The 18506-nt window shown below is 35.0% G+C and carries 23 protein-coding genes and 1 tRNA gene; 15 read left to right on the top strand and 9 right to left on the bottom strand.

The window, feature by feature from the left end; genetic code table 11:
- The first annotated feature begins 6 nt into the window (after positions 1-6).
- From G7051_RS03130 to G7051_RS03095, 8 genes are all read left to right on the top strand, one after another.
- A complete protein-coding gene (locus G7051_RS03130) occupies positions 7-372 on the top strand; it encodes a hypothetical protein (RefSeq protein WP_166198471.1) in 366 nt (121 codons plus the stop codon).
- A 156-nt stretch (positions 373-528) separates the two neighbouring features.
- A complete protein-coding gene (locus tag G7051_RS03125) occupies positions 529-1071 on the top strand; it encodes a hypothetical protein (RefSeq protein WP_166198469.1) in 543 nt (180 codons plus the stop codon).
- A gap of 7 nt (positions 1072-1078) precedes the next feature.
- The gene (locus tag G7051_RS18415; protein WP_166198467.1) at positions 1079-1198 is read left to right on the top strand and encodes an HNH endonuclease signature motif containing protein; all 120 of its coding nucleotides are present in this window, start codon (positions 1079-1081) and stop codon (positions 1196-1198) included.
- A 5-nt stretch (positions 1199-1203) separates the two neighbouring features.
- Complete coding sequence (locus G7051_RS03115) at positions 1204-1470, top strand: hypothetical protein (protein ID WP_166198465.1); 267 nt, start codon at positions 1204-1206, stop codon at positions 1468-1470.
- A gap of 744 nt (positions 1471-2214) precedes the next feature.
- Entirely contained in the window at positions 2215-3792 is a 1578-nt protein-coding gene (locus G7051_RS03110; RefSeq protein ID WP_166198463.1) for an RHS repeat-associated core domain-containing protein, read from the top strand.
- Entirely contained in the window at positions 3789-4046 is a 258-nt protein-coding gene (locus tag G7051_RS03105; RefSeq protein ID WP_166198461.1) for a hypothetical protein, read from the top strand. Before G7051_RS03110 ends, G7051_RS03105 begins: the two co-directional genes overlap by 4 nt.
- A gap of 49 nt (positions 4047-4095) precedes the next feature.
- Positions 4096-4914 (top strand): RHS repeat-associated core domain-containing protein, encoded by an 819-nt coding sequence (locus tag G7051_RS03100; RefSeq protein ID WP_255493302.1) that lies wholly within the window; start codon positions 4096-4098, stop codon positions 4912-4914.
- Between the two features lie 125 nt (positions 4915-5039).
- Complete coding sequence (locus tag G7051_RS03095) at positions 5040-5390, top strand: hypothetical protein (protein WP_166198459.1); 351 nt, start codon at positions 5040-5042, stop codon at positions 5388-5390.
- A 317-nt stretch (positions 5391-5707) separates the two neighbouring features.
- Here G7051_RS03095 and G7051_RS03090 read toward each other — a convergent pair whose 3' ends face one another.
- The 7 genes from G7051_RS03090 to G7051_RS03060 form a co-directional block, all read right to left on the bottom strand.
- Positions 5708-6217 (bottom strand): tetratricopeptide repeat protein, encoded by a 510-nt coding sequence (locus G7051_RS03090; RefSeq protein ID WP_166198457.1) that lies wholly within the window; start codon positions 6215-6217, stop codon positions 5708-5710.
- Positions 6218-6310: 93 nt separating this feature from the next.
- Complete coding sequence (locus tag G7051_RS18410; RefSeq protein WP_166198455.1) at positions 6311-6460, bottom strand: tetratricopeptide repeat protein; 150 nt, start codon at positions 6458-6460, stop codon at positions 6311-6313.
- A gap of 204 nt (positions 6461-6664) precedes the next feature.
- Positions 6665-7453 (bottom strand): hypothetical protein, encoded by a 789-nt coding sequence (locus G7051_RS03080; RefSeq protein WP_166198453.1) that lies wholly within the window; start codon positions 7451-7453, stop codon positions 6665-6667.
- A 36-nt stretch (positions 7454-7489) separates the two neighbouring features.
- The gene (locus G7051_RS03075) at positions 7490-7798 is read right to left on the bottom strand and encodes a DUF3853 family protein (protein WP_166198451.1); all 309 of its coding nucleotides are present in this window, start codon (positions 7796-7798) and stop codon (positions 7490-7492) included.
- 176 nt (positions 7799-7974) lie between these two features.
- On the bottom strand, positions 7975-8952 hold the full coding sequence (locus G7051_RS03070) for a hypothetical protein (protein ID WP_166198449.1): 978 nt from the start codon (positions 8950-8952) through the stop codon (positions 7975-7977).
- A 224-nt stretch (positions 8953-9176) separates the two neighbouring features.
- Positions 9177-9250, bottom strand: a tRNA-Ala gene (locus G7051_RS03065).
- 69 nt (positions 9251-9319) lie between these two features.
- Entirely contained in the window at positions 9320-9496 is a 177-nt protein-coding gene (locus tag G7051_RS03060) for a hypothetical protein (protein ID WP_166198447.1), read from the bottom strand.
- Positions 9497-9775: 279 nt separating this feature from the next.
- On the opposite strand from G7051_RS03060, the gene G7051_RS03055 reads away from it, so the two are divergent.
- Positions 9776-10087 (top strand): DUF4286 family protein, encoded by a 312-nt coding sequence (locus G7051_RS03055; protein ID WP_166198445.1) that lies wholly within the window; start codon positions 9776-9778, stop codon positions 10085-10087.
- Between the two features lie 95 nt (positions 10088-10182).
- The gene (ruvC, locus tag G7051_RS03050; RefSeq protein ID WP_166202619.1) at positions 10183-10749 is read left to right on the top strand and encodes a crossover junction endodeoxyribonuclease RuvC; all 567 of its coding nucleotides are present in this window, start codon (positions 10183-10185) and stop codon (positions 10747-10749) included.
- Between the two features lie 72 nt (positions 10750-10821).
- On the opposite strand, the gene G7051_RS03045 is transcribed toward ruvC, so the two are convergent.
- Entirely contained in the window at positions 10822-11694 is an 873-nt protein-coding gene (locus G7051_RS03045; protein ID WP_166111024.1) for an NAD kinase, read from the bottom strand.
- Between the two features lie 298 nt (positions 11695-11992).
- Here G7051_RS03045 and G7051_RS03040 point away from each other — a divergent pair, with 298 nt between their 5' ends.
- The 4 genes from G7051_RS03040 to G7051_RS03025 all read left to right on the top strand — a co-directional run bounded on the left by G7051_RS03040 (position 11993) and on the right by G7051_RS03025 (position 15490).
- Complete coding sequence (locus G7051_RS03040) at positions 11993-12706, top strand: pyridoxine 5'-phosphate synthase (RefSeq protein WP_166198443.1); 714 nt, start codon at positions 11993-11995, stop codon at positions 12704-12706.
- 28 nt (positions 12707-12734) lie between these two features.
- Positions 12735-13643 (top strand): energy transducer TonB, encoded by a 909-nt coding sequence (locus tag G7051_RS03035; protein ID WP_166198441.1) that lies wholly within the window; start codon positions 12735-12737, stop codon positions 13641-13643.
- A gap of 103 nt (positions 13644-13746) precedes the next feature.
- Positions 13747-14289 (top strand): DJ-1 family glyoxalase III, encoded by a 543-nt coding sequence (locus G7051_RS03030; protein ID WP_166198439.1) that lies wholly within the window; start codon positions 13747-13749, stop codon positions 14287-14289.
- 130 nt (positions 14290-14419) lie between these two features.
- Positions 14420-15490, top strand: coding sequence for an acyltransferase (locus G7051_RS03025; RefSeq protein ID WP_166198437.1), 1071 nt, complete (start codon positions 14420-14422; stop codon positions 15488-15490).
- 10 nt (positions 15491-15500) lie between these two features.
- Here G7051_RS03025 and corA read toward each other — a convergent pair whose 3' ends face one another.
- Complete coding sequence (corA, locus tag G7051_RS03020) at positions 15501-16580, bottom strand: magnesium/cobalt transporter CorA (protein ID WP_166198435.1); 1080 nt, start codon at positions 16578-16580, stop codon at positions 15501-15503.
- Between the two features lie 277 nt (positions 16581-16857).
- Here corA and G7051_RS03015 point away from each other — a divergent pair, with 277 nt between their 5' ends.
- Complete coding sequence (locus G7051_RS03015; protein ID WP_166198433.1) at positions 16858-18495, top strand: sulfatase-like hydrolase/transferase; 1638 nt, start codon at positions 16858-16860, stop codon at positions 18493-18495.
- Positions 18496-18506 lie beyond the last annotated feature (11 nt).

The following is an 18506-nucleotide window of genomic DNA, read 5'->3' as shown; positions in this document are numbered from 1 at the left end:
AATGCAATGAAGTTAAAAATTAATAGAAAAATTAAATATATATATATTCTATTTTGTGTATTGGCTGTAATTTTTTACCATTTTTATCTGCAAGAAGATCGGGAAAAAATAATTGTAGAGGAAGGAGTAAATTATCCTTTTCTTTCTAAAAATAGCAATGATTACTGCGGCACAATAATAAAACGGTCAATGAGTGGAGTATATACTGGGACATATTTATTTGAGTTGTCAAATGGACAAAAATTTTCAGAATCAGGTTTTTTAGAAGTAGGAGATTCTATTCATAGACCTGCTAATATGGATAGTTTATATATATATAGAGAGAGAGGGACTAAGCAATCTAAAATATTTTTATTTAGAGATAATAAATGATATAAAACTCTGATAGGTTAATAATCAACTGCCACTCCTATTAATATCTAAATAATAGGAGTGTTTATATTAACTAATATTTAGTTTACTACACCTGATCCACTGAGCGAGAAGAAACCTTGGTTAAGTCCTTATGTGTATTGTCGTAACAATCCGATGCGATTTATTGATCCAGACGGTAAAGATGGTTGGGATAAAGTATTAGGTTTTATTGCTGCTGTATCAGACAATTTAACTTTAGGTTTTACTCAAGTACGCGATAGAGGAGCAACAATAGCTTCCAATGCTTCCGATTATAATAGTGGTCAGGATTTAGGAGATTTAAGTTCTATCATAGTAGGAACAGCTATGGTCGATGGAGGAGCTGCTGCTTTAGGAGGATCTGTAGTGGTCACAGCTGGTACAGGTGGACTCTCTAGCGAAATAACTATCCCTACTGCATTAGCAGGTGCATCAACAGTCTTCCAAGGAGCTTCATTACTTACTCAGGGGACTATGAACCTTGAAAGCCAGAAAGGTCGGGCTGATGGAGGCAAATATGAAAATATTCCAGACTCAAAGAAAACAGGAGAAGGAAAGAATTTTACGCCTGCACATAAGAAAAGATTGTTGGAAGCGAATCGAAATGCTAATGGAGGAGAACTAAGAAGCGACCTTAGCGGAAAAAAACTAGATTCTCCGATCAAAAAAGGGAGTTAAAGCGAATATGAATCAAGCAGAAGTTGATCATGTAAAACCTAAGTCTAAAGGTGGTACCAACGCTAGTTCAAATGCCCAGATACTATCTAAAGAAGAAAATTTACGCAAGAGTAATAAAAATCAATAAAAAACATGGAAGCTAATCTTAATATTTATGTTTTTACAACAAGATTTGTTCTAAAGGAACTGTCTCCTATTGTATATGTTATGCACGAAAGTGATGGCGATTGGCAATTTTTAGGGAAAGAAGATGGCTTAAAAGAGGAAGACGCTATGATTATTTCTTTAGCTGAAATGTTAAAGCATGATCCAACTCTTATTACAATCTTAGATCTGCCTAAAGGCAAGGAAGCAACCAGGCATGATTTAGGAAAAGAATGGATTATAAAAACAATTTAAAAAATTATTCCAGCTTATCTGATTCTTTCCCTTTCGGATAATATGTAATAGCTAAAGACTATTCTTATTAACAATGTTTGTCCCACTAGATCTCACGAAAAAGAGGCAAACATAAATACAAAACTCCCGTAGGTTTATCTACGGGAGTTTTGTATTATAGTATAATATACCTTTACAAGTTAAATAGCCCATTCATTCGTCCTCTAGTATTGATTTTATCTCCGCTTCAATTTTCGGATATTCATCACACCTGGCAAAAAGTACAATTCTCAGTTCATCATATTTGTCGACATGTGCTTGAATCTCCGCCTGACCCTTTTTATGAGTTCGGCAAGCCATCAGAATAAAAAACAACATAATAAGAAACGCACATACCCCAGTCACCATTAACAGATACATCCTGGATCTGAACTCCATTACCTGGTTATCCATTAGTCCCAGATAGAAATTCTTGTCCGCCTCCAATAAAGCAGACGCATCCCTTTGCCGCTCGATCTGCCCTTGAGTATTTTCTCCAACTTACTATATTCCAGAGCCTTTTTGTAATCCCCTATTTGCTCAAATAATCAGCCGAACTTAAAAAACACCTATGCCTATAATATCCGATCGTGGACCAACAGTATCACAAATAACCATTTCATAGAAAAGCTTACCTACAACCTCAATGGTAATATAGCTACCCAAAACTGGTTACAGGATGGAAAAAACCGTACCTATACCTTTGCCTATGATAACCTGTCAAGAATGAAATCGGCGACGTATAAAGGAGACGGTAATTTTCAAACATCCTACAGCTATGATAAGATGGGTAACATCAAAACGATCCAACGTTATGGAGTAACGGCACAAGGGGTAAACGATAAAATCATTGATAATCTGACTCTAGACTATACCGGTAACCAGCTAAATTATATAACCGATACGGGGCCCAATGTATCATTGAGTGCTTCGGCTGATTTCAAAGACTACAGTAAAGTAACTACGGCTGAATATACTTTCAACAAGAATGGGGCAATGACTAAAGACCTCAATAAAGGGATACAAGGCATTCTCTACAATAGCTTGAACCTGCCACAAGAGATGGTTATCAGTCATGTCACTGCACGAGCCAAAAATTATTACACCTATACAGCTACAGGAACAAAGCTTCGTGTTATTCATAAATCCGATCCTGCATTAAATGGGAAGCCGGAACTTGGCAGCACTGCTACTGATGCCAGCTTAACAACCTCTGTAACTACTGATTATGTTGGTAATAAGATTTATGAAGCTGGCACTTTAAAAACAATCTTAACCGATAATGGTTATATTGAAGGAAATACTTATTATTTTTACATCAAGGATCACTTGAGCAATAATCGGATAGTAGCGAATGGTTCGGCAAGTGTTGTTCAGAGTAATCAGTATTATCCTTTCGGCATGGCGTTTGCCGAAGGGACTACGACCGAGCAGGGTAAGCAGGAGTTTAAGTACAATGGTAAGGAACTAGATCGAAGTCATGAGCTGAATCAGTATGATTATAGTGCAAGGTATTATGATCCGGGATATAGTCGATTTACGACGATGGATCCACATAGTGAGAACTATTATAGCTGGAGTCCATACGTGTATGTAGGAAATAATCCGATGAGATTTATTGATCCGACTGGAATGGATTGGTATAAAAATGAAGACGAAACAGCCTACACATGGAGAGAAGGTAATGACGCAACTTATACTCAAACTATTGGAGAAGGAGATAACGCTATGACCATGACCATGACAAATATTGGAGAAACATATGTTGATAATTTATCAGATGGGACTCAAATTGTCTGGAACCAGAATAGTATCGGAGGTATTAGTGAACCACAATCTCTTAATCAAGGAACAGAATCTTTAATCGAAGGATTTAGCCGCTCTAATAACTTAATTGAGAATATATCTTATAACATACTGAATGATGTGTTTGTTTCTATACAACCTTTTACTTTTGGAATTATAGGTGGAAATAAGACTAATGAATTTACAGGAGGAGGGGCATTGACGAATCTTGATGGTAGTACGAATTATAATGGTATTGGATCTTTTATTAGCACCATTTCATGGTTTGTACCAGTAGGAAACGCAGGTCCTGGTTTACAACCTTTAAAAACACTAAATGCTGCTCAATTTTCTCGTGCATTTAAGGGATCTTTGTCTAGATTACAACCTGCGGCAAGAGGAGCAATAAATAAGTCGATGAATAAAACAATTCGAACTGTTAATTCTCAAATCGGTAGTGGAAATCTAGTTACATATCCCATTGGTATCGGATCATCTTATAAAGTAAATGAAAAATGAAGATATTAGTTCTCATATTAGGAAATCTAATTATTTTAAGCATTGGTATTCTAATGCGTTTCCTTTATAAAAAGTATATCTTAAAAGAAGAAAATATAACTTTTCGAAAACTATTTAGTAAAAAACGAAAAAAAACAAAAGAATACGATTTGAATGATTTTGAAAATGAAATTTCTAACAGAATATTTGGTTGGTTATTTGTTGTTTTGGTAGCTGTATTGCTATGGATCCTTTCTTCTAACAAAATACTATAATTAAATCAATGTTATCTTAAAAACAACTGTATAGTGGCTATTGTAGCAGGTGCTTTCATCCAAAACTCAGTATTATCCTTTCGGCATGGCGTTTGCCGAAGGGACTACGACCGAGCAGGGTAAGCAGGAGTTTAAGTACAATGGCAAGGAACTGGATCGAAGTCACGAATTGAATCAGTATGATTATAGTGCAAGATTCTACGACCCGGGCTATAATCGATTTACTACGATGGATCCCCATAGTGAGAACTATTATAGTTGGTCGCCGTATGTGTATGTGGGCAATAATCCAATGAAATATATTGACCCTGATGGGAAGGATTGGAGAGATTTTCTCCATGCATTTGTTAGCAGTGCCGAACAAAGAGTCGAAGGGTATGCCAATATAGTAGCTCATCCTATTAACACGGTTGTCAACATGGCTACCGCTCCCACTTCAACAACTATAGGAGAGGCTCTAGTTCAGGCAGCGGATCAAGTATCTATGGGGGCTGTTTCTTCTACCGTGAATGGTGTGCAAGCTGTAGCAGCAGAAATAAATGGAGGAAATGGTTCTGCAACCGGAGCATTTTTAGGAGGGATGGCTGTTGATGTAGGGGTAGCTGTGGCCACAGCTAAAGCCGGACAAGCTATAGGAAAAGGTCTTTCGGCTGCAAGCAAAGGTACAACGGCCGAGGCAACCAAACTTATAGGTCCAGCAGGAGATGCTGGCGGAAAAGTAACAAAGCAATTACCTGAAGCTATGCAAAATAATATGAAAACTACAAAAAATGGACAGGGTACTATTTTCAAAGATCCTACAAATCCAACTGGAAATAATGTACGTGTACAACAAGGTAACCCCAATAGTCCTAATTCTGCACAATAAGCCCCATATGTAAAAGAAGTGAGAAATGGTAAAGTTATTGATGCAAACGGCAATCCGACAGCATCTAATGCAGCCAATTCCCACATACCTGCAAATGAATATAGGTATAAAAAATAAATGTTATTATGGAAAAAATGTGGATAAATAATATTTATAATACGATTAAGTATTATTCTGATATGAATATACTAAGCGATGCTTGGTTGGGATCTAATAAGGAAAGTAGTTCTTGCTTTGATGAAGATGTGTCTCTATTATTTGATAGCTTTTGTTTTGATGATTTTATAAATGAGGTTCGCAATAAAGATATTAGCAAAGATTTATTATGGTACTTGATTGAATTTAGAAATATGTTAGACTCTTATAATAAGCCTGAATCTAATTTACCTTTGGATATTTTAAATGATCCAAAATGGCTTGAAATTGTGAACAAAGCGAAAGAAGTAATAGAGCACTGGGATATCCCCAATTTATAACTTGAGCCCTTGTTTCCTCACGATTACACCATATGTAAAATAAAAACAATGAGTTGCCCCCTCTTTAGGGTAAAGACTTCCTAAACCAAGGTTGAACAAAAGGCATTACCCCACAAAATATAAAACTCTCGTAATTAACTTACGGGAGTTTTATACTTTAGCACAACAATAGTCTTACAAAGTAAATAGCTCATTCGTCCTCAAGTATTGATTTTATCTCCGCTTCTATCCTCGGATATTCATCCCACCTGGCAAAAAGAACAATTCTGAGCTCTTCATACCTGTCGACATGTGCCTGAATCTCCGCCTGATCCTTTTTATGAGTTCGGCAAGCTATCAGGATAAAAAAACAACATAATAACAAACGCACATACCCCTGTCACCATTAACAGATACATCCTGGATCTGAACTCCATTACCTGGTTATCCATTTGTCCCAGATAGAACTTCTTATCCGCCCCCAGTAAAGCAGGCGCATCCCTTTGGCGCTCGATCTGCCCTTGAGTATCCCTCTCCATCTTACTATACTCCAAAGCCTTTTTGTAATCCCCCATTTGCTCAAAATAATCAGCCAGAGAAGCATACATCACTTTTAAAGTATAAGTATATTTTACATCCGAAAGATCATCAATGACAATCTGTGCATATTCTTTGGCAGACTTAAGATCACCTATCTTAGTGTAGATATCCAGTAAAGCAGTATGCGTTTTTTGAATCTCCAATCGATCTACCTGATCCTCGACATCTACAGCCAGTGCCGATTCAAAATACTCAATAGCCTTATCATAGTCTTTTATACCATAAGATACCACGCCCAGATTCTTCAAAGAATAAAATTGATACGCTTGGTTCTGTGTTTTTTCAGCTAAGGATAAGCACTTTTGAAAGTAAACAGATGCACTATCCGGTTTATCTGAAACCTAATAACTACGACTGATATTTGTAAGCGTTTCTATTTTTCGTTGACTGCTATTTTTGATCTTATCATAATGGTATAACGCTTTTTGATAGTTTACCACAGCACTATCAAACATATCCTGTTCAAAATAGATATACCCGATATTATTCAAACTCTTACCAGTTAATAATTATATTAAAAAAATAAACTCTCTATTACTCAATATAGATGTTCCATTATAATATCTAGCAAAATCATTACTACTATTATCTATAAAATTACTATATAAGAAATATTGATAGGATGGGATTTAATTAATGGAATCATATTTGCACATTAAATTGATCTGTTTGTCAGTAAGTAATATAAGCTCATTTCACTTAGTATTGTTGGCATATTTATAATAAATCAACTCTACACTTTTTGCTCTTCTACTTTTTTTTAATCTATTATGCTCCTGATTAAGTCTAATGGGATTACTCCACTCATAAAACAATAAAGCTTTATTTATAGTCATTTCTATTCTGTTCAAGTCATTATAATCTACCATCGTAATACATCTAACTTTGTCTTTTAGCATAAGAGCCATCTTTTGCCAAACAGAGATATCTGTTAATTCATCTAATGTAATAATTTTTTGAACAGTCAGATTAAACTTTATCATCTTATGAAAGGCAATCTCAAAACGCAAAATATTATTCTTTTTATATTCTTTTACTTGTTTACTCTTTGAATATATTTTAAAGGAGTATTGCTGATAATGAACTTCTAAACCATAAGGGTGATCATTAGGCTTCTTTGCATTAATTCTAGTCACATCGCTTATTAAATGTTCAGGAGGATATGACAATGAAACATTGACACCTACTTCTATTCGATGTACGGTTAATTCGTATCGATTAATATGTAGTTCATCTTCTAGCTTTATAATTGCTCGTATAAAATCCTCTAGAGTAAAAAGATTAGCATTATGTTTGCCTTCATTGCTGAATTTATGTATAGATCCTTTTATATAATAGCTAAAAGGATTCTCTAGTATTTCAATTATTAATCCTTTATATTTTGCTTGCCGCTTTATACTATTATTGATAAAGTTAAGCTGGCGGCATTGGAGAATCGTATGTAATGATTCCCCATGTACTCGTAATTTCAAACCATCTATCATATGAAGTCCTTCTTTTAAGTGACTGATGATTGTTTATTAACGGCCTCCCGTTTTCTTATTAGCTAATTGTAGAGCAAGTTCCGCATCTACAATAATTTTACGCCCAATTTGAGTTATGGCATTGTTTATCCTCCCACCGTTTTTGATTCGAGCCGCAGTAGGTATACTGCAATTAAAGAGTTGAGCAATCCCTGCATACCCATAAACATATCTCCTATTCGTTGCTGTGATCGTATTTGGGCTATTCTTATGCTCTGTTGTATCTATTCCATTCTTTTGAATAAATAATAACTCTTCTCCTGTCATTTGCCACACTGGTTTTTTTAATAATTCAAGTAAATCCATATTAATCTATTTTATTTAGAGACCTTGTTTCTGTTTACAAAGTTGTCCAAGACAGATGGATATGTTTCGGGAAAATAATCGGGAAATTGGGAAATGTTGTATGTGGTTTATTTCTAGATGTCTATACTTGTTTTTCTAGATGTTTTGGAAGGTGTACTATCTTTTTTGGGAAATAATTAGGTTGACTTATTATATTCTGTGAGTGTATTTAATAGTGTTTTTTCTTTTATACCATCTATATTAGCCATAATAAATGATACCTTTTGAGTATTACTTGAATCTTTATTTATTGTTCGGAAATATCCTTGATTTATTAAAGGGATAATTGAGCAGATAATCTGCATAGAGGTTGTTGTAGACTTTATTTTTAATTGTTTGTTTACAAAGCCTGTTTTGAGAAAAGTGTCAATAAGAGATACTGAAGTATTATCTTTACAAAGGGCTTGGATCACTTGCCTCTGTGAAGAGTTATTTTCGTCTTTATTCTCTTCTTCCAATTTCATAATTTCATGTAATTCTAGAATATATTTTTTCTCATTCTCACACCAATCTATAAACTCAGCCTTAAGATCAGAAGCATATTGATTATCCTTGAGGCAGTCACTTTTTACTTTCGTAATAAATAAGAGTTTGCCTTTTATACTTAAACCTTCTAATTCTCGTTCAATTGTATTAAAGCAGTATTTTATATGAAAAGTGATATCTTCGGTTTTAGGAATACAATTAGGATAAGGAGTCCAATATGGAGCAAGTCGATTAAACTCACAGGCTAGGTTAAAATACGCATACCCATAGCTTTTATCAATTTGAAAAGCTGTAACTAATGTGCTTTTAGCCAACTGAATGTATTGTTGAGGAATTTCTCCTTCTAAATGTAGAATAAGTGGGGGAGTGGAGAAGTGATTAAGTTCATCGTCTCTTTTATCCGAATAATATCTTTGGTACCTCTGTGCTTGCCCCAGTCTAAGGTTGAGATATTGGTTAGTTTGTTCTTGATTATTTCTTAAAGGATATAGTTCTTCTATGATTGTCATAAGAATAGTGTAGAATTTGGATTCTTCCCAAAGATATTGTGAGTCTTCTTGTTTTCTTTTGTTGTAATTGTAAATTATGTTTGGTTTATTATCTTCTAGATACCTTTGGGCAGTCATCATAGTATGTTGAATTTATTTATCTTAAGCAAACTTAATCAAGATATTTTCAAATATTGTTTTTCAGGGTACTATTTTTGATGATAAGATAATGTTTGAATTAATTCTTAACAATTTAATAAAGGATGTGAGAAACATCTTTAATAATATATTTCCAGAATTTGAATAATTACACCCTATTATATCTGGGTGTATAATAGGGTGTAATTATTGTAACTTCTTGTTTGTGGAGAATATCGGACTCGAACCGATCACCTTTAGACTGCCAGTCTAACGCTCTAGCCAGATGAGCTAATCCCCCGTTCTCAATTATGCAACAAAGATATAAGATTTTCCCGAACTGTTGCCTTATTGAGAAAAAAAGAATAAATTAATTGCATACATCTTTAGGCAGAACTTCTGTCTGTTGATGTGTCATTGATGTTGCTTTATTTGATTTTCTGTTGTTATCCAGAAAGGCTCCAATAGCAAATGCTGTCGGAAGGATAGTAAGTGCCGTTAAAGCTACCGCAACATAAACCTTTTTCAAGTGTAAATCTCTTTTCATACGCATCCCTTCTTTTTAAATGATTACTACTTTTATAATGATAATTCGGAGAGAAAGTTCAGAAAAAAATTAGATATTTGAGCATAAAATGATATTTTTTTATAGTTAAATAATTATCAGGGTCTTGTGTTAATTGCAATTAAATGTTTATTGTGATATATTTACTTATAATAATCTGTATCTGTGTGTTTTATGTGTTGCCTCGATTGCGCCTTGATACTAAAAGCAAATTATCTGATTATCTTTGTATAAAGTATAGATAAATTTTATAGAATAATTATGTTGATATTTAATACGACTTTGCATGTTGAAGATGCAATACAGGACGAATTTATAGCCTTTGTAAAGACTTATTATGTGCCTCAGGCTGTAAAAAGTGGTTTGTTGAATCATCCGACTTTAGCCAAAATAGAACGTCAGCATGAAGAAAGTGGGGTAAGTTATGCCTTACAATTTAAGGCAAAGAATATTGATACTTTAAATAAATGGGCAGAAGAAACAGGGGAGAGCTTAAGTTTGGAGATGGGGCAAAGGTTTGGCACTAAAGTGGGCGGATTTGTTACTCTTATGGAAGAAGTATCGTTATTGTGATAGCTTATAGGCGATTCAGAATTGTAATAATCTTTGAGATCAAACTTACGTATTGGTTTGAATAATGTTACCATAATAAAAAATTAATGGCTAAAATAGATAAAGAGCGTATTATTCTTGGGATCGACCCCGGTACTCAAATTATGGGATACGGAGTATTACGCGTTTTAAATAATAAACCCCAATTGATAACAATGGGGGTAATACAATTAAGTAAATATGACGATCATTATCTTAAACTGAGACGTATTTTCGAAAGAGTTCTCGCTTTAGTTGAAGAATATCTTCCGGATGAATTAGCAATTGAAGCTCCGTTTTTCGGAAAGAATGTACAGAGTATGTTGAAGTTGGGACGTGCTCAGGGGGTTGCTATGGCGGCAGCATTGTCAAGAGATATTCCGATTTTCGAATACGCCCCTCTGAAAATAAAGATGTCTATAACCGGAAATGGTAAAGCTGCAAAGGAGCAAGTAGCCTATATGCTTCAGCAGTATTTGAAAATTCCCGATGAAAGTATGCTCCCTCAACTGGATGCGACTGATGGATTGGCGGCAGCTGTGTGTCATTTTTTTCAAACTAATAATCCGACTCAAGAGAAGAAATTTAATAGTTGGAAGGATTTTATAAATCAGAACCCTAATAAAGTAAAGGGAGGCAAGTAGAAATATATATATAATAACCGCTCTGTTTTAGTAGGGCGGTGTAAAAATAGGATATTCAGGATTGGTAATGTTTTAATCCACACGCGGATCAGTTCCCCATTTCAGCTTGTTTTTTAAAGTGCTGTAGAATGTTTGTCCTATGCGCTTTATTACAAGTACAGAAGTTGCAGCCTTCTTAATCTGGAGAGTTGTTCCATTTACAGGCATTGCTTTAGAACGCCCGTCAAGGGAAATTAAGAAGCATGAACTGCGACTTCTGACATGTAAGGTCAGTATATTGTTATCTTCAATAACTAAAGGTCGTGCACTCAGACTGTGGGGTGCGATTGCTGTGATGATGAAGTTTGAGGTGTTTGGTGCCATAATGGGGCCTCCTACACTAAGTGAGTAGGCTGTAGAGCCGGTTGGAGTGGAGACAAGTAAGCCATCAGCTTCATATGATGTAAGCCTTTCTCCATTGATATTTACATCAATTGTAATCATTGATGACGAATCTTGCTTGAGTATGGCTATTTCATTAAGGGCATAGTCTACTATTCCGGCGGAAGAATCGTTAACGGTCAATTTAAGTTGGCTACGTTCTTCTATTGTATAATTACCTTTTAATATTTCGGACAGAGTTTCCTCCATATCTTTTTCCGAGACGTCGGCCAGAAAACCAAGCCTTCCGGTATTGATACCCAGAATTGGGATGTTTTTTTCTCTTATAGCTGATACCGTACGCAAAAATGTACCATCACCACCTATACTGAAAGCCATATCTAAATTGAGGTTATTATAATCTATAATACCGGCAACGTAATCCTTCAGATCAAGATCTGGCTTAAGATATTCATAAAATTCTTTTTGAATGAAAATCTCAACATGGTTCTGAGATAAGATATCAAAGACCTTTTTTATTTGTTCTTTTTTTTGATATTTTTTGCCGAAAATTCCAATTCTCATAAAAGATACGTTTTTCTGTCTGTTTATCAAATCGCTCATTTAATGGAAACCACTCTGATATTGAAAAAGCAATAAAGGTCTTTGACCTTAAAAATACTGAAATAGTATCAAGTTTCGGTATTTACTATTAAATTTGCGTAATAGTATATGAGCAATGATGCAAAGTTGGTGAAAAAGTTTTATTATTAAATACATTCATTCATAAATTGCTGTATTTTCAAGTATAACTATCGGGGTATTTTGTATCAGAAAGAAGTAATAAAAAGGTCTGTGACCTAAATCACAAAAAGAAGCTATCATGACACAGTTGAGCGTAAACATAAATAAGATTGCAACCATACGAAACGCACGAGGAGGAGATGTTCCCAATGTTTTGCAGGTTGCTCTCGATTGCGAGAGGTTTGGAGCCCAAGGCATAACCGTGCATCCCCGTCCCGATGAACGTCATATCAAATTCAAAGATGTATATGATTTAAAAGCTCATATAAAAACGGAATTCAATATAGAAGGTTATCCCTCAACTGATTTTATAAAACTGATTAAAACCGTAAAACCTACTCAGGTAACTTTAGTTCCCGATGCACCCGATGCTATAACATCTAACGCAGGATGGGATACAAAAGTCCATCAGTCGCTTTTAAGTGATCTTATAGATGAATTCAGAGCAATGGGAGTTCGTACATCTATATTTACGGGCACTGATCCCGAAATAATAGAGTATGCAGCTAAGACGGGAACAGATCGAATTGAATTGTATACCGAACCTTATGCTACTTTGTATCCGAAGAATAAAGAAGAAGCTATTGCTCCGTTTATAGAAGCTGCAAAGATTGCCAAAAAACTGGGTTTAGGAATAAATGCCGGACATGACCTGAGCTTGGAGAATCTAAACTTCTTTTATAAAAATATTCCTTACATCGAAGAGGTATCTATTGGTCATGCATTGATAAGTGATGCTCTCTATCTGGGATTAGAAAGAACAATTGCAGCATATAAAAACTGTTTGAAATAGGTCGTAGACCAATAATAATAAATTGCCGATGGCTATGGTAAAAGAAAAGACAATAAGTTTGGCGGGAACAATAGCGTTTCACGTAATTCTATTGTTGTGTTTACTATTCTATTATATTAAACCCGTTAGTGATAACAGATACAGTCAGGAGATGGGTGGTGTACCCGTAATGTTTGGAAACGTTGCTGATGCATTAGGAGATGATGAGCCCTTCGGACGAGGAAACGGTATGACCGAAGATGTTACTGAGCCTATAGAATCAGACCCGACCATGCCCAATAATTTAGGAGAGTCAACACCCGAAACAAAGGTGGAACCTATTCCCGTAAAAGCACCCACGCCTAAAGTTACAACTAAAGAAACCAAGGCACCAACAGCAACACAGGATGTGGAGAAAACCATCGCTATAAATGAAGCGAAAAAAGCCGAAGCAGAGAAAAAGCGAAAAGCAGATGCTGCTGCAGAAGTGAAGCGTAAAGCTCAAGCTGAAACCGACAGGATAGCACAGGAAGAAGCTGCTCGTAAGAAAAATATAAATAGCCAAATGGCAGGTTTGTTTGGCAATGGATCGGGTAGTGGTAGCCGAGGTAATACACAAGGAACCGGAACCCAAGGTTCGCCTTCAGGAAATGGAAGTACAGGAAAAATCTCAGGAGTAGGGGGCTCAGGAACCTATGATCTGGGAGGTAGAGGAGTTGGTGCAGGAGGTTTGAAGCTTCCCGATTATCATGTGGACGATTACGGAACTGTGGTGGTTGATATAATTGTCGATCCAAAAGGAAATGTAATAGAAGCGAGTATTGGAAAAGGAACAAATACGACTAATGCCAGTTTGAGGAATGAATCATTAAGAGCTGCACGTCGTACTAAATTTTCAACAAGTTCTAATCTGAATAATCAAAAGGGTACAATTACCTATAAGTTTAATTTGAACTAAGGTTACATACCTTTTTATTGCTTAGGCAAGTATAACAAATATAGATTGTTATAACTATAAGATACACCAATAAATTTTATTCTTTACTTAATTAGAATTGAATATGAAAAAAGCATTGATTTTTTTAACAACAGGATTTGAGGAAATAGAAGCTTTGGCTACCGTAGATATATTAAGAAGAGGCGAAGTTGATATAAAAACCGTATCGTTGACTGACGAAAAAACAGTGGTTGGTAGTCATGCTATTCCTGTAGTTGCAGATGTGTTATTCTCGGATGTAGATTTTTCTACTGTTGATATGTTGATCTTACCGGGCGGTACCCCTAAGATTAATGATCATGAAGGATTAAAGAAGCAAGTAAAAGCTTTTGCTGAAGCAGACAAAGATATAGCTGCAATTTGTGCCGCACCGATGGTTTTGGGCGGTTTGGGGTTACTTAAAGGTAAATCAGCAACATGTTATCCCGGATTCGAAAAATATCTGGATGGTGCAACCTTGAAAACACAAGAAGCTGTAGTTGTAGACGGTAAAGTTGTAACGGGTAGAGGTCCCGGACTAACTTTTGATTTTGCCCTTCAATTACTGGAGATATTGGCAGGTAAAGAAAAGAGACAAGAGGTCGCTAAAGGGTTATTATTAGCATAATCAAATTGATATATAAAGAGGCAGGGATAACTTAATATCCCTGCCTCTTTATATATTTGCATAATATTATTTCTGGATATTAATGAACCTTAAATTCATTTCTATAATCTTGGACAGAACTCAATAGTTGATGATAAAACCACTGACATCATTAAGATTTGTATTTGCCTTTATGGTTTTTATGAGCCATAATATTCTTTTCGACAAAGGAACAAATCCGTTTCTTCACCATCTCTTTTACGAAGGATGTGTGGGAGTTAGTTTCTTTTTTATCTTGAGTGGTTTTATTCTGACGCACGTTTATCAACAAGGTTTTAAGGAAAATAAAATCAGTAAAGGAGCTTTCTATGTAGCACGTTTTGCTCGTATATACCCATTGCATATCCTCACGATGTTGATTTGGGTGTATATGAGAAAGGATCACCCGTTGAATGAACCTTACATAACTAATTTTATCTCGAATGTATTTCTTGTACAGAGTTTTTATCCTACCGACGAAATACGATTTAATACCGCAGCATGGAGCCTTTCGGACGAGATGTTTTTTTACCTTTTGTTTCCTCTGTTGATAGCTTGGTTCGCAACTATGAAGCGTAAGTTTGTTTTGGGCTTTACTTTGGCTGGGATTCTTGTGTTTTTTCTATGTCCGATATTTAACGGCACTAAAAATCAAGAATGGTTTCTTTATAGCTATCCTCCCGTTCGACTATTAGACTTTGTTTTAGGAATATTGTTTTATAATATATGTCAGTCTGTTAAGGGGCAGGATTTAGTCAAAAAGATTTCTCCTACATTACTCGAATTATCGGCTATCGTCCTATTTCTGAGTTTCTATATGATTGCTTACTTCATACCCGAAGTTTATCGTTACTCTATGTGGTATTGGCTACCTGTAGGAGTATTTATATCTGTATTTTATTTTCAGGCAGGCAGAATTTCTAAATTCCTGTCGAATGATACATTTATCTGGTTGGGCGAGATTAGTTTCGCTTTTTACATGTTTCATGCAATAGTTCTTTGGTATATAAGAAGAACTTTCATTTTGCTGGATATCAGTATCGATAAACCTATTATTTTCGCATTGGGCCTTATCCTGACTATTGTAGTGTCGGGCTTGTCTTTCAAATACTTTGAAACTCCGGCGAATAAATGGGTAAAACAGAAACTGAGTAAATATCTTTTAGTAAAGAGTAGTATTTAGAAGGGGTTAACTATAGCCACTTTTTCTTCTTTAAAAAGAGGAGAGCTAATATAACAATTAGAGTCATAATTCCCCATGCAACAATATAGCCATATTTCCATTTCAACTCGGGCATATGTTCGAAATTCATACCCCATACTCCCACCATAAAAGTCAGAGGAATAAAGATTGTAGATACCACGGTTAACTTCGTGATAACATTATTCATCTTTAGATTATTGTTATTAAAGTATAGGTTCCCCAGAGAGTTAATAGATTCATGAAAAATATCAAGGTCGTCGGATGCTGTTCTTAATCGGTCATCATAATCATTGAAATATATCTTGTTCTCAGGTTTTATCAGATGGTTATCATTATGTAATAGATTCGAATATTCTTCACGCATAGACGTAACAGCACGTTTCAATAGCGAATAGTCTTTTTTGCGGGTACGTATAAATCTCATTATGTCAACTCCCTTTGTATTATTATCAATGAGCTGATCTTCGAGGTCATCTATTTTTGTTGCTAACTTTAATACGGTATCATTGTATAGCGATTGTACGCAATTGAGTAATATATATAATAAATAGTCTGCTCCTTTTTCTCGTATCTGTACTTTAGAATTTTTGATAGCCTCTTGTACATCTGTAAATATGGGGGTTGCGTTTTCTTGAAGACTTATAACATAATTGTCTCCTAAGATAAATGCAATATGATCCAGATCTAACTCCTGCAATCCATCAATAAAGCATCCCGACATCAGTATAAAAGTATTGTGCTCGTATGTAATTACTTTGGTTACATTACGCCACGATAGAAGGTCTTTTACGTCGAACCGGGGTATACCAAATGACTTACAAATATTATATATAGTTTCGCCGTCGGCTATCCCTACTATTTGAAACCAATTTATGCAATCGTCCTTTATCAGATCTTTTATTTTATCAGTGGCAGGTATGGATTTTGTGGTAACTTGTTTCGAATTATATTGCACCAACTCTATAGATGTAGGGATCTGTATATCCCCCAAATAAGTGAGATTTTCGAGCAGGTGGGCATTCTTTATATGCTTGCGGCTTTGTGTCCTGTTAGAGTTTCGTTTTGCCATAAAATTGTGTATAATGATTAAGTCGTTTTACTATTGGATGTTTATAGATGATATTGTTTATTATACTTGGATAGAGAATCAAAAGGTCTAAGACCTTAACTCGATCAAAAATAAGAAAAAATGCTATATTTGCCACTCCTATTATGATTAAGTGTGTCGAAATATTTATTCTATAGTCAATACCGTCATAAAAGGCTATTATTTATGTGTTTATCTGAATAGTGAATGGACATATAGCATAATAAACATACTAATATTAAATATTGAATGACTATTGATGAATAATTCTTTTGTAAATGCATTGTATGGTAAGAAGTTACAGATCTTCTTCCTCTTTTATATGATTATGTTTCTTCCACTTCTGAGTCCTTTGGCTCAGAATCTTTCTTATAAACATGTTTCGGTTATAATAATAATTAACTTAATACTTTTTATTTCCATAGGTATTTTATTGTTATTCTGTAAATCAAGGACTCAAAAATTAGTCTTTTCCGGTTTATTCATAATCTCTTATCTCCCTAATACAATATACACCAGTTATTTGTTGTTTGCTCATGTTTTACTTCAGAAAGACAGTGTTATAAGCTTATTCGAAACCAATCCTGAGGAAAGCAAAGAGTTTTTAGTGCATTATTTTAATCCTTGGATTATAGTTGGATGTGTAGTCTATATACTCTTGTGTTTCCTGATTATATGGAAGATGAGAGTCGGCAAGCCTTTAAAAGTAAAGGAACATAAGATAGCTTTCTTCTCGGCTTTAGTTTCTTTAATATTGGTTGTATCGCTTCCTCCCTTGTCAAGGTCTGTGTATTTTGTTAACTTTTATAAGTTATTTGTCAATTATAAAATTAGGCTGAATAAAGAGGAATGTGCTATTCTGGAACGACAATCACAACCTTATGAGGTAACTGACATTCATCAGGATACAGTACCCAAAACCATAGTGGTGGTGATTGGCGAATCTTTAACACGACAACACATGTCTTTGTACGGGTATCCAAGAAATACGAATCCTAAATTAGCAGGATTAGGAGACAGTCTATTGGTATATGCCGATGTAATCTCACCTCAAGTGCATACCATCCCGGTATTACGTTCGGTATTGACATTAGCTGACAAGGATAATCCCGACCACATTACAGAAAAACCTTCTATATTTGAGCTGTTCAATAGAGCCGGCTATGAAACTTATTTTATAAGTAATCAGCCTTTTGGCGGAAACTTTAAGACCAGTTATGATGTATTGCTGAATTTATCGAAAAACATCTCAAACCTGGCTCCCGAAAAACAATCGGATGAAATAATTTTTCCAGCATTTAAAGGTATCTTGGCAGAAGATAAGAAAAAAAATAAGCTAATACTGATACATCTTATTGGTAATCATATGGCTTATGAGTTTAGATATACTCCCTCTTATAATGTATTTAATAACGAGAAAGATCATTTAATTCAAGAGACCAAGTTTCGTGATAAAAAAGCAATACGTACTATAGATAAATATGATAACTCTGTTTTATACAATGATTTTATAATTTCTCAGTTAATATCCATCCTGCATAAACAATCGGACAAAAATGCAGCTTTGGTGTATTTCTCCGATCATGGAGAAGAAGTATATGAGACAAGAGAGTTTGCCGGGCATGCCTACGAAAAGGTATCGACCTCAATGTGTGAAGTCCCTTTTCTGGTATGGATGTCACCTGAATTTAGAATGCAACGTCAAGATCTGGTTCTTGATACAAAACGAAGTTATTCGACCTCCGATTTTTTATTTAGTTTATCTGATTTGGCCGGATTACACTATTCGGATTATGATGATAAAAGAAGTATTTTCTCTATGCAATTTGAGCCCAAAGAACGTTACGTAGGTGAATTGACCTATGATGAGGTGAAGGGGAGAAGTAATAAAAAGTAGTAACCTTTTCG

Source organism: Dysgonomonas sp. HDW5B (assembly GCF_011299335.1).
Classification (GTDB): domain Bacteria; phylum Bacteroidota; class Bacteroidia; order Bacteroidales; family Dysgonomonadaceae; genus Dysgonomonas_A.
Note: the sequence above shows the minus strand (reverse complement) of the source record. Positions and strands in the feature narration are given on the sequence as shown.